Origin of the sequence: Pseudomonas sp. Y24-6, assembly GCF_020295325.1 — a bacterium.
Taxonomy (GTDB): Bacteria; Pseudomonadota; Gammaproteobacteria; order Pseudomonadales; family Pseudomonadaceae; genus Aquipseudomonas; species Aquipseudomonas gregormendelii.
The window spans coordinates 271166-284218 of record NZ_JACBXG010000006.1 but is presented as its reverse complement, the minus strand read 5'-3'; the positions used below and the strand labels follow the sequence as shown (position 1 = coordinate 284218).

Sequence of the window (13053 nt, the reverse complement as noted above, 5' to 3'; positions counted from 1 at the left end):
TCAAACCTCTTCGGACGTGGCGGCGCGGTTGAGTTCGGCCAGGGACAGATGGCGGTCGAACAGCGGCGCCAGGCTCTGGTCGTGGCTGACGAACAACAGGCTCGATCCAGCTTCGCGGCATTCGGCAAACAGCAGGCGGATGAAGTTTTCCCGGGCGTCGTAGTCCAGCGCCGAAGTCGGCTCGTCGGCGATCACCAGTTCAGGCTGGCCGATCAGCGCTCGGGCGGCGGCTACTCGCTGTTGCTGACCGATGGAAAGGGAGTCGGCGCGTCGGCTCAACAGGTTCTGATCTTTCAGGCCCAAGTGGGCAAGCAGGGTGACGGCAGCCTGGTCGACGCTGCCGTGACGCTGGATAGCCCGTTCGGCGCGCAACCTGGAGAAATGGCAGGGCAACTCGACGTTCTCGCGCACCGAGAGGAATGGCAGCAGGTTGAACTGCTGGAAAATGTAGCCGGTGTGATCGACGCGAAACGTGTCGCGCGCACCGGCGGACAGCTCGGTCAGCTCCTGGCCAAGCAGGCGGATGCTGCCGCGATCTGGCTTCTGCACGCCGCCGAGCAGCCCCAGCAGAGTGGTCTTGCCGCTGCCACTGGGCCCCTTGAGAAACAGGCTCTCGCCGGCTTCCAGGCGAAACGCCGGGATGTCGAGCAAGGGCGGATGACCGGGCCAGCTGAAGCCCAGGTTGGACAGTTCGATGAGAGGTTGAGTCATAACACCGGTTTCGTAAGTGAACGCCCCCGTAGGAGCTGCCGAGTGCAACGAGGCTGCGATCTTTTGCTTTTTCAAAGCAAGATCAAAAGATCGCAGCCTCGTTGCACTCGTCAGTGCCTACAGGACTCAGGGTGGATTCAGAATTTCAGGGCAGCCGCCTTGGCCGTCACTTCAACGCCCTGCTGGCCACTAGGGCCGATCAGTTGTACCTGAATTTTCTGGGTGGCCGGGAAGGCATTGAAGATATTCGCCAGGTCCAGGGACTTCAGCGCTGCCGGTGTCGAACAGGTGAAGTGGTAATGGGCGTGAATTTCGCTGTGATCGTGGTGATGCTCGCCCTTGGACGCCGCTTCGTGATCATCATTGGCGTCCGGTTTGTCACCGAACAGCGGGCTTTCCAGCTCTTGACTGGTTGCCACGCAGCCGGCAGCGGTCGGCAGGCTGAACAGGGACAGGGGCTTTTCCAGCTGGGCCCGGGCAGCGGCGACCCTGGCTTTGTCGGCATCGGTGGTGGCCTGGTGTTCGAAACCCACCAGGTTCATTGCCGGGCTTTGCAGTTCCAGCTCCAGTGTCTGACCGTCCAGCGCCGCGTTCAAGCGGCCGACGCCATGCTCATGGGCCTCCAGGCTGCCATGCTCTTCGTTATGTTCATGGTCGTGATCATGTTCATGGGCTTGAGCGGCGTAAGCATCGGCCAGCGGCAACAGGGCGAATGGCAAAGCGAGCAACAGACGACGCATGGGGACTCTCCGGGCGGAAGGTGACGAAATGTTATGTGATCTTATAACGTGTACAGAGTTTGACTGCCTGCTTGGCGTTGCACAAGTCCCGTGGGAGCATGCGCAGAAGAAAAAGGCGGGAGCAGACTCATGTTGCGTATACGCGGAAGCATCGGCGCCTGGCCGGTGGATTTGACATTGGAGATGGACGACGCGGATTGGGCGCGGCTTGGCGCGCAGTTGCAGGTCGCTCCGGCTGACGCCAGCGCGACGCCTGTGGCGAAACCGGTCACCCAGGACGATGCGCTGTGGCAGGTCGCCAAGGATCTGTTGCGCCAGGCCGGGCAGTTGAGCGGGCCGGATTTGCTCGAGCAGCTGGAAGGGCTGACTGGCAGCGCGGCAGCGGGCAAGCGCTTGCTGGTGCGCTTGCGCCATTGTGCGGACGTGAAGGTGGTCAGCGGCGCAGATACGCCGATTTACAGCTGGGTCGATTGAAGATCGCCGCCTCCCTTCGCTCGACCGCCCCTGCAAGGAGTCACGTGCACCCCGTAGGCGCTATCGAGTGAAACAAGGCGGCGATCTTTTGCTCTTTTAATAAAGAGCAGCAAACAACTTGCGACGGTACGTGGTCACCAGCGGGTGATCGTTGCCCAGCAGCTCGAAGACTTGCAACAAGGTCTTGTGCGGCAGGCCTTCGTTGTAGCTGCGATTGCGGATGAACAGCTTGAGCAATCCGTCCAGCGCCGCATCGTATTGCTGACGGGCCAATTGCTGGACGGCCAGTTGATAGACGGCCTCATCGTCCAGAGGGTTCTTCGCCAGGCGCGCCTTCAGGTCTGCGGCATCCGGCAGGTCCTTGGCCTGGCCGAGGAACTGGATCTGCGCCTTGGCACCGGCCAGGGCGGCCTTGTGTTCGTCGCTCTTGACCGAGTCGAGTACCGATTGCGCATCAGCCAGCTCGCCGCGCTCAGTCAGGCAGCGGGCGTAGAGAATCAGCGCCTTGGCGTTGGTATTGTCTTCACCCAGCAGCACCTTGAGCACGGCTTCGGCATCGGCGAAGCGGCTGTCGTCGAACAACGCCTGAGCCTGTTCGAACGGATCGGCGGCGGCCGGCGGTGGCATCTGCACATGCGGCTCGAGCATGGTGCGTACGGCTGACTCCGGCTGCGCGCCGGCAAAGCCGTCGACCGGCTGGCCGTCCTTGAACAGCACCACGGTCGGCAGGCTGCGAATGCCAAAGCGGGCGACGATGTCCTGCTCCAGATCGCAATTGACCTTGGCCAGCAACAGCTCGCCCTGATAGCTCTCGGCGATGGTCTGCAGCATCGGCATCAGCACTTTGCAAGGCGCGCACCATTCGGCCCAGAAATCCACCAGGACGGGTTTGTGGAATGAGTTCTCGATCACCGACTGGTCGAAATCGGCGGTGGTGGCGTCGAAGATGTACGGCGTTTCCTGACTCATGGGGGATCTCGTAAAAGCGTGAATGGGGCCACTATAAGGCTTGGCGGGGGGTGGCCGGAAGCGGGGTGTGACCGGGAGAGTTGTATCGCCTGATCTGACGCTTCGCCAGCAGGCTGGCTCCCACCATGGAATGCGGTCAACTGTGGGAGCCAGCCTGCTGGCGATGGCGTCAGCCAGGGCGCCGCGCGTGGTAGAGACTCACATGCCGAAACTCTTCCGGTTCGGCCAGATCCGGCAAGGTCATCGCCTCCAGCATCTCGATGCGCCTATACAGCGGATGGCGAAAATCCCTCACCCGCGAATCCGCCACCAGCGCCTCGCGCCCGCGACTCAGGAATTGATCGAGTAACGGCAGGTTCGCCCGGTCGTACAGGACGTCGGCCACCAGGATCAGGTCGAACCGGTCTGCTTCGGCGAAGAAATCTGTCGAGTAGGCAAGTTGCACAGCATTGAGCTCGGCATTCGCCCGGCACGCTGCGATCGCCAGCGGGTCGAGATCGCAGGCCACCACTTCCAGAGCGCCGGCCTTGACCGCAGCAATGCCCGCCACCCCGGAGCCGGCGCCGAAGTCCAGCACCCGTTTGCCGGCGACCCACTGCGGGTGTTCGGCGAGGTAGCGTGCCACCGCCAGGCCACTGGCCCAGCAGAAACTCCAGTACGGCGGCTCATGCAGGATCCGCCGGGTTTCCTCCGGGCTGAAGGCGCGGTCCATGTTGTCGCCGTCGATCAGCCAGAGCTTTAGCTGTGTTCCGGGCAACGCGACAGGCACCAGCTGCGCATCACCCAGCAATTGCCCCAGCGACTGCTGCAGGTCGAGCGGTGCAGTCATGGTGCTTTGACGAATTGCAGCTGACCCATGGCCTGGGTCGTCGGTTGGGTAATGACCTGCGACGGCAGATGCAGAATCAGCTGCCCCGACTGGCTGGCGCGGCCACGCAGTTCAACCCGCTGGCCCGCCGGAAAGGATTCCGGATTGAACCGCAGGTGGAACGGCAGGACCTGATTGGTACCAATCAGGCTGGAACTGGCGAGCAACTGCTGCGGGCGGTCCTTGTCGTCGATTACCAGCAAAGCCAGTTCGACTTCGGCGCCGGCCGGCACGCCTTGCAGCGTGCCGCTCAGTTCGCGCTGGTAAGCGGGCAGTGGACCAAGCTGGGCCGACTCCCGGGCTTTCTTCTGCGCCTGTTGCGGTGCGGGGCCCGGGGTCGGCGGTTGCGGCTTGGGCGCATCAGTGCCGCAGGCCACCAGCAGGCTGAGAAGGCTGAGTAAAACGAGCGGTTTTAGTGGCATTTGCGGCTCCAGCAGGGTGAAATCCATGGATCGTTCGATATAGCCAGTCTGTATACCGCAAACCCTATGGCTTGTCTTGCGACGGGGATGCGCTACCATGGCCCTCCCTTTTTTTGTTGCCTGCCACCATGCACTGTCCCTTCTGCGGTGCCAACGACACCAAGGTCATCGACTCGCGTCTGGTCGCCGAGGGCGAACAGGTGCGCCGCCGGCGTGAATGCCTGGCCTGCGGCGAACGTTTCACGACGTTCGAGACGGCTGAACTGGTGTTGCCGCGCCTGATCAAAACCGACGGCAGTCGTCAGCCGTTCGACGAAGAAAAACTCCGCGCCGGCATGCAGCGTGCCCTCGAAAAGCGTCCGGTGAGTGTCGAACGCCTCGAATCGTCGCTGGTGCACATCAAACACAAATTGCGAGCCACCGGCGAACGTGAGGTCAAGTCTCTCGTTGTCGGTGAACTGGTGATGGCCGAGCTGCAAAAGCTCGACGAAGTCGCCTACATTCGTTTCGCCTCCGTGTATCGACGCTTCCAGGACCTTAATGAGTTCCGTGAAGAGATCGATCGCCTGGCCCGTGAGCCGGTGAAAGAATGAGCACATCCGCAGAGCAAACCGTCCTCGACGCCCACTACATGGCCCGCGCTCTTGAACTGGCGCGCAAAGGTCACTACACCACCCACCCCAACCCGCGGGTCGGCTGTGTGATCGTGCGCGACGGGCAAATTGTCGGCGAAGGCTGGCACGAACGCACCGGCGAGCCTCACGCAGAAGTCCACGCCTTGCGCGCCGCAGGCGACAAGGCCCGAGGCGCCACCGCCTACGTCACGCTCGAACCGTGCAGCCACCACGGCCGTACGCCGCCCTGCGCCGATGCGCTGGTGCATGCAGGCCTGGCCAGGGTCGTTGCGGCCATGCAGGACCCGAACCCGGCGGTTGCCGGTCGCGGCATGCAGCGTCTGTCTCAAGCCGGTATTGCCACTGAAAGCGGCGTGCTCGAAGGCGAGGCGCGCAAGCTCAACGAAGGCTTTCTCAAACGCATGGAACACGGCTTGCCGTTCGTGCGGGTCAAGCTGGCGATGAGCCTCGACGGTCGCACGGCGATGGAAAGCGGCGAAAGCCAATGGATTACCGGCCCGGCAGCGCGTTCGGCGGTACAACGCCTGCGTGCACAGGCCAGCGTGGTGCTGACTGGCGCCGACACGGTGCTGGCCGATAATGCCCGCTTGACCGTGCGCGCCGATGAGCTGGGCCTGGATGCCGAGCAAACCGCGCTGGCCATGAGCCGGCCGCCGTTGCGCGTGTTGATCGACGGGCGGCTGCGAGTGCCGCTGGACGCGCCGTTCTTCAAGGCCGGCCCGGCGCTGGTCGCTACGTGCATGGCGATCGAAGAGCAATATGCCAATGGCCCGGAGTGCTTGATCGTTGCGGGCGAGGATGGCTTGGTCGACCTGCGCAAGCTGCTGGTCGAGCTGGCTGCCCGCGGGGTCAACGAAGTGCTGGTCGAAGCGGGGCCGCGTCTGGCCGGTGCTTTCGCGCAACAAGGGCTGGTGGACGAGTTCCAGATTTTCATCGCTGGCAAGTTCCTTGGTTCCTCGGCACGCCCCCTGCTGGATTGGCCACTGGCGCAGATGAAAGACGCGCCAGCACTCAAAATCACCGAAATTCGTGCGGTTGGCGATGACTGGCGGGTCACTGCCATTCCTGTGCCAGCAGCGAGCGTATAATTTCCGGCCATCGCCACAGCGCTGGCCCGTTCTCGAGGAGGACTCCATGTTTACCGGCATCATCGAATCCATCGGCAGTATTCGTGCATTGACCCCAAAAGGCGGAGATGTACGGGTTCACGTAGAAACCGGCAAGCTCGATCTGAGCGACGTCAAGCTGGGTGACAGCATCGCGGTCAATGGCGTGTGCCTGACCGCGGTTGAATTGCCAGGCAATGGTTTTGCCGCCGACGTCAGTCGCGAAACACTCGACTGCACCGCCATGAACGACCTCAAAAGCGGCAGCCCGGTCAATCTGGAAAAAGCCCTGACCCCGACCACCCGCCTTGGCGGTCATCTGGTCAGCGGTCACGTCGACGGCGTCGGCGAAGTGGTTGCACGCACCGAAAATGCCCGTGCCGTGGAGTTTCGCATCCGCGCCCCGAAGGAGCTGGCCAAGTACATCGCCCATAAAGGCTCGATCACCGTCGACGGCACCAGCCTGACCGTGAACGCGGTCGATGGCGCCGAGTTCATGCTGACGATCATCCCCCACACCCTGAGCGAAACCATCATGGCGTCGTATCAGCCAGGTCGCCGGGTGAACCTGGAAGTGGACTTGCTGGCCCGTTACCTGGAGCGCTTGCTGCTGGGCGACAAGGCCGCGGAGCCAGCCGCCGGCAGCACCATTACTGAAAGCTTCCTGGCCCAAAACGGCTACCTCAAATCCTGAGCTCTAATTTCGAAAGAAGGGGGGTGCCTTGTGGCGCTCAATAGCATCGAAGAACTGGTTGAAGACATCCGCCAAGGCAAGATGGTCATCCTGATGGATGACGAAGACCGCGAGAACGAAGGCGACCTGATCATGGCCGCCGAGTGCTGCCAGCCAGAACACATCAACTTCATGGCCAAGCACGCTCGCGGCCTCATCTGCATGCCGATGAGCCGCGAACGCTGCGAACTGTTGAAGCTGCCCTTGATGGCCCCGCGCAACGGTTCCGGTTTTGGCACCAAGTTCACCGTGTCCATCGAAGCGGCCACCGGCGTGACCACCGGCATCTCTGCCGCAGACCGTGCTCGCACCGTGCAGGCGGCTGCAGCGAAAGACGCCAGGGCTGAAGACATTGTCAGCCCCGGCCACATCTTCCCGCTGATGGCCCAGGCCGGTGGCACCCTGGCCCGTGCTGGCCACACCGAGGCGGCGTGTGATCTGGCGCGCATGGCCGGTTTCGAGCCGAGCGGGGTGATCTGCGAAGTGATGAACGATGACGGCACCATGTCCCGTCGCGCCGAGCTGGAAGCCTTCGCTGCCGAACACAACATCAAGATCGGTACCATCGCCGACCTGATCCACTACCGGATGATCCACGAACGTACCGTTCAGCGGATTGCCGAGCAGCCGCTGGACAGCGAACTGGGCCAATTCAACCTGGTGACCTATCGTGATTCCGTGGAAGGCGACGTGCACATGGCGCTGACCCTGGGCACCGTGTGCGCCGACGAGCCGACGCTGGTTCGGGTGCATAACATGGACCCGCTGCGTGACCTGCTGATGGTCAAGCAACCGGGCCGCTGGAGCCTGCGCGCTGCGATGGCGGCGGTTGCCGAGGCCGGCAGCGGGGTGGTGCTGCTGCTCGGTCATCCGCTCGATGGCGATGTTTTGCTGGCGCACATCCGCGAGACGGCGGACCAGACACCTGTGAAAAAACCGACCACCTACAGCATCGTCGGTGCCGGTTCGCAGATCCTTCGGGACCTTGGCGTGCGCAAAATGCGCCTGATGAGTGCGCCAATGAAATTTAATGCGATATCCGGTTTCGATCTGGAAGTTGTAGAATACGTGCCCTCCGAATAAAGACCGGTTGTTTCCAGTCCTTGATTCGCGGTTAACACATCACTGAGGGACGCGTAGAAAACGCGTCCCGGCTCTTTAAGAGATCTAACGAATGACCCTGAAGACCATCGAAGGTACCTTCATCGCCCCTAAAGGCCGCTACGCTCTGGTAGTCGGCCGTTTCAACAGCTTTGTCGTTGAAAGCCTGGTCAGCGGTGCAGTTGATGCCCTGGTTCGCCATGGCGTGAGCGAAAGCGACATCACCATCATCCGCGCTCCTGGCGCCTTCGAAATTCCGCTGGTTGCACAGAAAGTCGCCCAGAAGGGCGAGTACGCTGCAATCATCGCACTGGGCGCAGTCATTCGTGGCGGTACCCCGCATTTCGAATACGTCGCTGGCGAATGCACCAAGGGCCTGGCCCAGGTGTCCATGGAGTTCGGCGTACCGGTCGCTTTCGGCGTCCTGACCGTTGATTCCATCGAACAAGCCATCGAGCGTTCCGGCACCAAGGCCGGTAACAAAGGTGCTGAAGCTGCCCTGTCCGCCCTGGAAATGGTCAGCCTGCTGGCGCAGTTGGAGGCCAAGTGATTAGCGACGAAAGCGATCGTTTCAACCCGCGCGATCCAAAGCCTGCGGATGCCGGCAAGCCATCGAAAAGCGTAAAGCGTCGCGAAGCCCGTCAGCTCGCGACCCAGGCGCTGTACCAATGGCACATGGCCAGGCAGTCGCTGAACGAGATCGAAGCGCAGTTCCGGGTCGATAACGATTTCAGTGATGTCGACGGTGCCTACTTCCGTGAAATCCTGCACGGCGTTCCGGCACAAAGAGACCGCATCGACGCCGCACTGGCGCCATGCCTGGACATCACCATCGAAGAGCTGGACCCGGTTGAACTGGCCGTGCTGCGCCTGTCCACCTGGGAGCTGCTCGAGCGCGTCGACGTGCCGTACCGCGTTGTGATCAACGAAGGTATCGAGCTGGCGAAAGTCTTCGGTTCCACCGACGGCCACAAGTTCGTCAACGGCGTACTCGACAAGCTGGCTCCGCGTCTGCGTGAAGCTGAAGTGAAGGCGTTCAAGCGCTAACCGGCGTTTGGTATCGCTATGGGCGAGTTTGAGCTGATCCGCAATTTCTTCGCCGCCGCGCCTTGTGCGCGAGGCGGCGAAGGCGTTGCTCTGGGAATCGGCGACGATTGTGCCTTGCTGGCTGTTCCCCCCGGGGAGCAGCTGGCCATTTCCACCGACACCCTGGTTGCAGGTGTGCATTTCGCAGATCCTTGCGACCCTTTTCTGCTCGGCCAGCGTTCGCTGGCGGTGGCTGTGAGTGATCTGGCCGCCATGGGCGCCACGCCGGTTGCCTTTACCCTTGCCCTGACCTTGCCGACGGTGACTGCCGATTGGCTGCAAAGCTATGCCCGTGGGTTGAACCTCATGGCCCAGGGCTGCGGCGTGGCGCTGGTGGGCGGGGATACCACCCGCGGACCGCTGAGCCTGACCATGACCGTGTTTGGCCGAGTGCCCAGCGGTCAGGCCCTGGTGCGAAGCGGCGCGCAGCCAGGTGACCTGGTGTGCGTTGGCGGTGAGCTGGGCAACGCTGCCGGGGCCTTGCCGCTGGTACTCGGCCAGCGAACGGCCGAACCGTCGATTGCCGATCCGTTGCTGGCACATTACTGGTCGCCGCAGCCTCAGCTGGCCCTGGGTCGAGCGCTACGGGGCAAGGCGACCTCGGCGCTGGATATCTCCGACGGCCTGCTGGCGGACTGCGGGCACCTGGCGCTCGCCTCGAAGGTAGGCGTTCAGGTCGAGCAGAGTAAGCTGCCGGTCTCTGCGCCCCTGGTGGCCTTCCTCGGCCAGGCGGGCGCGCAAGAGGCGGCCTTGAGCGGTGGCGACGATTACGTGCTGGCCTTTACCCTACCGTCCGTCGAGTTGCCCGGCCTGTTGGCCGACGGCTGGCCGATCCATGTGGTCGGACGTGTAGTCAGTGGTCAGGGCGTGACCCTGCTGGATGCCGACGGACGAGACATCACCCCGCAAACCCGGGGCTACCAACATTTTCGGGAGACAACGTGACAGATCATCCCAAGCAGGTTCCGGCGGAATTCGTACCGCCGTCGGTCTGGCGCAATCCATGGCATTTCCTGGCGTTCGGCTTTGGCTCGGGCACCTTGCCAAAGGCACCGGGCACCTGGGGGTCATTAGTTGCGCTACCCTTCATTCCCTTATGGCAGATGCTGCCCGATTGGGGTTACTGGCTGATGCTGGGCATCACCATGCTGTTCGGCTTTTGGCTGTGCGGCAAGGTGGCCGATGATTTACGCGTGCACGACCACGAAGGTATCGTCTGGGACGAGATGGTCGGAATGTGGATCACCCTGTGGCTGGTGCCGGAGGGCTGGTACTGGTTACTGGCGGGCTTCCTGGTGTTCCGCTTCTTCGACATTCTCAAGCCGTGGCCGATTCGCTGGATCGACCGGCACGTGCATGGCGGCGTCGGGATCATGCTTGATGACGTACTGGCCGGTGTATTTGCCTGGCTGGCGATGCAGGGGTTGGTGTGGTTATTGGCTTGAGGGACTGACCAGGGGGACAGGGAATGGCTCGGCGTGGTTTGGCGGTAATGATTTTGGCGATGCTGTGCTCGTGGGTGCAAGCGGGTGACCTGGCGCCACCCTCGGTGATTCATCTGGCCAGCGAAGAGTGGGAAGACTATACCGCTGCCGATGGCCATGGCCTGGCCTGGGACGTCTTGCGCGAAGTGTTCGAGCCGGCGGGCGTCAAGCTGGATATCCGTACCGAACCCTATACCCGCTCCATCGGCCTGGCCCAGCGCGGTGAAGTGGATGCCTGTGTCGGCGGCTATCGTGACGAAGTCAGCGACCTGCTTTATCCAAGGTGGAGCTACGACACCGATCACATCTATGCCTTGGGGCTGGCCAGTAATCCCGCGCCTACCCTCGATACCCTGGGCAACTACCGGCTGGCCTGGGTGCGTGGCTACCAGTATCAACTCTACCTGCCCAATATCAGCCGCTACAACGAAGTGGTCCGGCGCACAGGCATCCTGTCGATGCTGCTGCACAACCGTGCCGACTACTACATCGATGCCCTCACCGAGGTGGATTACGTGGTCAGCCGGGCCAAGGATCCTGCGCAGTTTCGCCGTACCCATGTCGCCGAGTTGCCGTTGTACCTGTGCTTTGCCGACAACCCCAGGGCGCGCGGGCTGATGGCGTTGTTTGATCAGCGCATGGAAGTGCTGGTGAAGAACGGCCAGTTGAAGCCGATCTTCGAACGCTGGAAGCAACCCTACCCCTTCTAACGTCCAGCTCCTACGGGGCTGATCGCACGACCGTTGATCAAACATTTTGATTGTTATGCCCCATAATTCAGCCTAAGCGTCCGCTGGAACCTGCTGTTACAATGCCGCGTCTGCGAATCTCCAGTACCTATAGATCAGGAGCACACCGGTGCCTGTCGTTTTTGTCGCCGCTTCCAAGCTGCCAACGCCTTTTGCGCAATTCACCATGCACGGCTTTCTCGACGAAGAGAACGGGCGCGAGCACGTAGTCCTGAGCCTGGGTGAGTTCGATGACGGTGCCCCGGTACTGGGTCGCTTGCATTCCGAATGCCTGACCGGCGATGCCTTGTTCAGTCAGCGCTGCGACTGTGGTTCGCAGCTTGAGGCAGCCTTGCAGGCCATCGCCCGTGAAGGCCGTGGCGTGTTGCTGTACCTGCGCCAGGAAGGTCGCGGCATTGGCCTGTTGAACAAGATCCGGGCCTATGAATTGCAGGACGGGGGCGCCGACACCGTCGAAGCCAACGAGCGCCTGGGCTTCGCCGCTGACCAGCGTGACTACGCCATGTGCCTGCCGATGCTGGAACATCTGGGAGTGAAATCCCTGCGCCTGATGACCAACAACCCACGCAAGGTCAAAGCCTTGACCGACATGGGCATCGTGGTCGCCGAGCGCGTGCCGCTGCACACCGGGCATAACCCTCACAACAAACTGTACCTGGCCACCAAGGCCAGCAAGCTCGACCACATGATGGGCAACGAGCATCAGGGCGAGGCGGATCGAGCGTGACCCGAGGTCAGGTGCGGCGGCGACTGTCCGTCAACTGGTGGCAATACCTGGCGCTGGCGCTGGTGCCATTGTTCGTGATCAACGGCGTGTTCGGCCAAATGGAGCCCATCCTGCCGGTGTTGGCGATGCCTTTGTTCATTGCTGGCGTGGCCTCGATGTTTGTCAGCCTGAAATTCTTCGGTGCCTACAAGCACGCGCTGATCGCCACGCAAAAAGCCCTCGATACCCCTGAGGAGCCCGCCGCCTGGATCGCCCTGGCCGCCAAGCGACGCACGGCGTTCCTGGTCGCCGGTTTGCCTGCCTGGATCGGCGCCCTGGCGGTGTTTGTGGGGCTGGAAGCGGTGCCGCTGTTTCTGCTGGCGCTGTCGACCGCCGTGTTGTTCTACCTCTACCGCATCCCGCGTCAGCTTGGCTGATGTGGCGTAATTGGCTGGCGGTGCTGCTGCTGGCCGTGAGCGGCAACGCTGCGGCGGTCGAGCGGGTTGTCAGCCTGGCGCCATCCCTGACTGAAATCGTCGTTGAGTTGAATTGCGCAGATCTCCTCGTGGGCGTTCTGGATGCCGGCGAGCGCCCCGCTGCACTTGATCAACTGGCTTCGGTCGGCCGCTACGGCCAGCTGGACATGGAGCGCCTGCTCAGTCTCAAGCCGGATTTGCTGTTGTTATGGCCCGGCAGCGTCGGCCCGGCCCAGCGCGAACAGCTCAAGCGCCTTAATATCCCCACTTATGTTGCCGAACCGCATGACCTGCAACAACTTGCGGCACAGATCGAAGCGATAGCTCGCCAGCTCGGGCGACCGGAGCGGGGTCTGGCGCTGGCTGCAAGTCTGCGGGCTCGCCTGGCTGAGCTGCGTCAGCGATACCGAAGGGATGAACCGTTGCGGGTGTTTTATCAGGTCTGGGATCGACCGCTGTATACCGTGGGTGGCGGGCAGATCATCAGTGATGCTCTTGAGGTGTGTGGGGCGCGCAATGTGTTTGCCGACCTGCAGCTGCCGGCGCCGCAGGTGAGCGTGGAGGCGGTGCTGCAGCGCAATCCCGAGGTCATTCTGGCCGGGGATCAGGCACAGCTTGAGGCATGGAGGGCCTGGCCCCAGGTCGCGGCCGTGGCGCACGGGCGGTTGTTGCGCGTGGTGGATAAGGGGCTGGAGCGGCCTAGCGGGCAGATGGTCGAGGCGACGGCCGCATTGTGTCGGTTAATTGCGCCGGACCGCTAAACCGAGTCGCCTGCATCGCGGGCAAACCACGC

At 62.4% G+C, this 13053-nt stretch carries 18 protein-coding genes; 13 read left to right on the top strand and 5 right to left on the bottom strand.

Going from position 1 to position 13053, the window contains the following annotated elements:
• Nucleotides 1–711 carry an ABC transporter ATP-binding protein gene (locus HYI44_RS14385; protein WP_045057489.1) on the bottom strand — a complete coding sequence of 237 codons (711 nt, stop codon included), beginning with the start codon at nt 709–711 and terminating at the stop codon, nt 1–3.
• Nucleotides 712–848: 137 nt separating this feature from the next.
• Complete coding sequence (locus HYI44_RS14380) at nt 849–1451, bottom strand: DUF2796 domain-containing protein (protein WP_225569685.1); 603 nt, start codon at nt 1449–1451, stop codon at nt 849–851.
• Nucleotides 1452–1580: 129 nt separating this feature from the next.
• On the opposite strand from HYI44_RS14380, the gene HYI44_RS14375 reads away from it, so the two are divergent.
• Nucleotides 1581–1925, top strand: coding sequence for a hypothetical protein (locus HYI44_RS14375; RefSeq protein WP_122838865.1), 345 nt, complete (start codon nt 1581–1583; stop codon nt 1923–1925).
• Nucleotides 1926–2021: 96 nt separating this feature from the next.
• Here HYI44_RS14375 and trxA read toward each other — a convergent pair whose 3' ends face one another.
• From trxA to HYI44_RS14360, 3 genes are all read right to left on the bottom strand, one after another.
• On the bottom strand, nt 2022–2894 hold the full coding sequence (gene trxA, locus HYI44_RS14370) for a thioredoxin (protein ID WP_122838866.1): 873 nt from the start codon (nt 2892–2894) through the stop codon (nt 2022–2024).
• Nucleotides 2895–3063: 169 nt separating this feature from the next.
• Entirely contained in the window at nt 3064–3723 is a 660-nt protein-coding gene (locus tag HYI44_RS14365) for a class I SAM-dependent methyltransferase (protein WP_225569684.1), read from the bottom strand.
• Nucleotides 3720–4184 carry a YbaY family lipoprotein gene (locus tag HYI44_RS14360; RefSeq protein WP_122839054.1) on the bottom strand — a complete coding sequence of 155 codons (465 nt, stop codon included), beginning with the start codon at nt 4182–4184 and terminating at the stop codon, nt 3720–3722. Before HYI44_RS14360 ends, HYI44_RS14365 begins: the two co-directional genes overlap by 4 nt.
• 128 nt (nt 4185–4312) lie before the next feature.
• Here HYI44_RS14360 and nrdR point away from each other — a divergent pair, with 128 nt between their 5' ends.
• From nrdR to HYI44_RS14300, 12 genes are all read left to right on the top strand, one after another.
• Nucleotides 4313–4777, top strand: a complete 465-nt coding sequence (gene nrdR, locus HYI44_RS14355) for a transcriptional regulator NrdR (RefSeq protein WP_003228656.1) — start codon at nt 4313–4315, stop codon at nt 4775–4777.
• Complete coding sequence (ribD, locus tag HYI44_RS14350) at nt 4774–5907, top strand: bifunctional diaminohydroxyphosphoribosylaminopyrimidine deaminase/5-amino-6-(5-phosphoribosylamino)uracil reductase RibD (RefSeq protein WP_045057494.1); 1134 nt, start codon at nt 4774–4776, stop codon at nt 5905–5907. The genes nrdR and ribD overlap by 4 nt, the downstream gene beginning before the upstream one ends.
• A gap of 46 nt (nt 5908–5953) precedes the next feature.
• On the top strand, nt 5954–6619 hold the full coding sequence (locus HYI44_RS14345) for a riboflavin synthase (protein WP_045057495.1): 666 nt from the start codon (nt 5954–5956) through the stop codon (nt 6617–6619).
• Nucleotides 6620–6649: 30 nt separating this feature from the next.
• Nucleotides 6650–7741, top strand: coding sequence for a bifunctional 3,4-dihydroxy-2-butanone-4-phosphate synthase/GTP cyclohydrolase II (gene ribBA, locus HYI44_RS14340; protein WP_045057496.1), 1092 nt, complete (start codon nt 6650–6652; stop codon nt 7739–7741).
• A gap of 91 nt (nt 7742–7832) precedes the next feature.
• Complete coding sequence (gene ribE, locus HYI44_RS14335; RefSeq protein WP_003185938.1) at nt 7833–8309, top strand: 6,7-dimethyl-8-ribityllumazine synthase; 477 nt, start codon at nt 7833–7835, stop codon at nt 8307–8309.
• Nucleotides 8306–8806 (top strand): transcription antitermination factor NusB, encoded by a 501-nt coding sequence (gene nusB, locus HYI44_RS14330; RefSeq protein WP_045057497.1) that lies wholly within the window; start codon nt 8306–8308, stop codon nt 8804–8806. Before ribE ends, nusB begins: the two co-directional genes overlap by 4 nt.
• Before the next feature lie 18 nt (nt 8807–8824).
• A complete protein-coding gene (gene thiL, locus HYI44_RS14325; RefSeq protein WP_225569683.1) occupies nt 8825–9790 on the top strand; it encodes a thiamine-phosphate kinase in 966 nt (321 codons plus the stop codon).
• Nucleotides 9787–10290, top strand: a complete 504-nt coding sequence (locus tag HYI44_RS14320) for a phosphatidylglycerophosphatase A (protein WP_045057499.1) — start codon at nt 9787–9789, stop codon at nt 10288–10290. Before thiL ends, HYI44_RS14320 begins: the two co-directional genes overlap by 4 nt.
• A 23-nt stretch (nt 10291–10313) precedes the next feature.
• A complete protein-coding gene (locus HYI44_RS14315) occupies nt 10314–11039 on the top strand; it encodes a substrate-binding periplasmic protein (protein ID WP_122838871.1) in 726 nt (241 codons plus the stop codon).
• Nucleotides 11040–11187: 148 nt separating this feature from the next.
• On the top strand, nt 11188–11805 hold the full coding sequence (gene ribA, locus HYI44_RS14310; protein ID WP_045057501.1) for a GTP cyclohydrolase II: 618 nt from the start codon (nt 11188–11190) through the stop codon (nt 11803–11805).
• A complete protein-coding gene (locus HYI44_RS14305) occupies nt 11802–12221 on the top strand; it encodes an MFS transporter (RefSeq protein WP_122838872.1) in 420 nt (139 codons plus the stop codon). Before ribA ends, HYI44_RS14305 begins: the two co-directional genes overlap by 4 nt.
• Nucleotides 12221–13021: a cobalamin-binding protein gene (locus HYI44_RS14300; RefSeq protein WP_225569682.1), complete on the top strand. Its 801-nt coding sequence runs from the start codon at nt 12221–12223 to the stop codon at nt 13019–13021. The genes HYI44_RS14305 and HYI44_RS14300 overlap by 1 nt, the downstream gene beginning before the upstream one ends.
• The last annotated feature ends 32 nt before the right edge of the window (nt 13022–13053 follow it).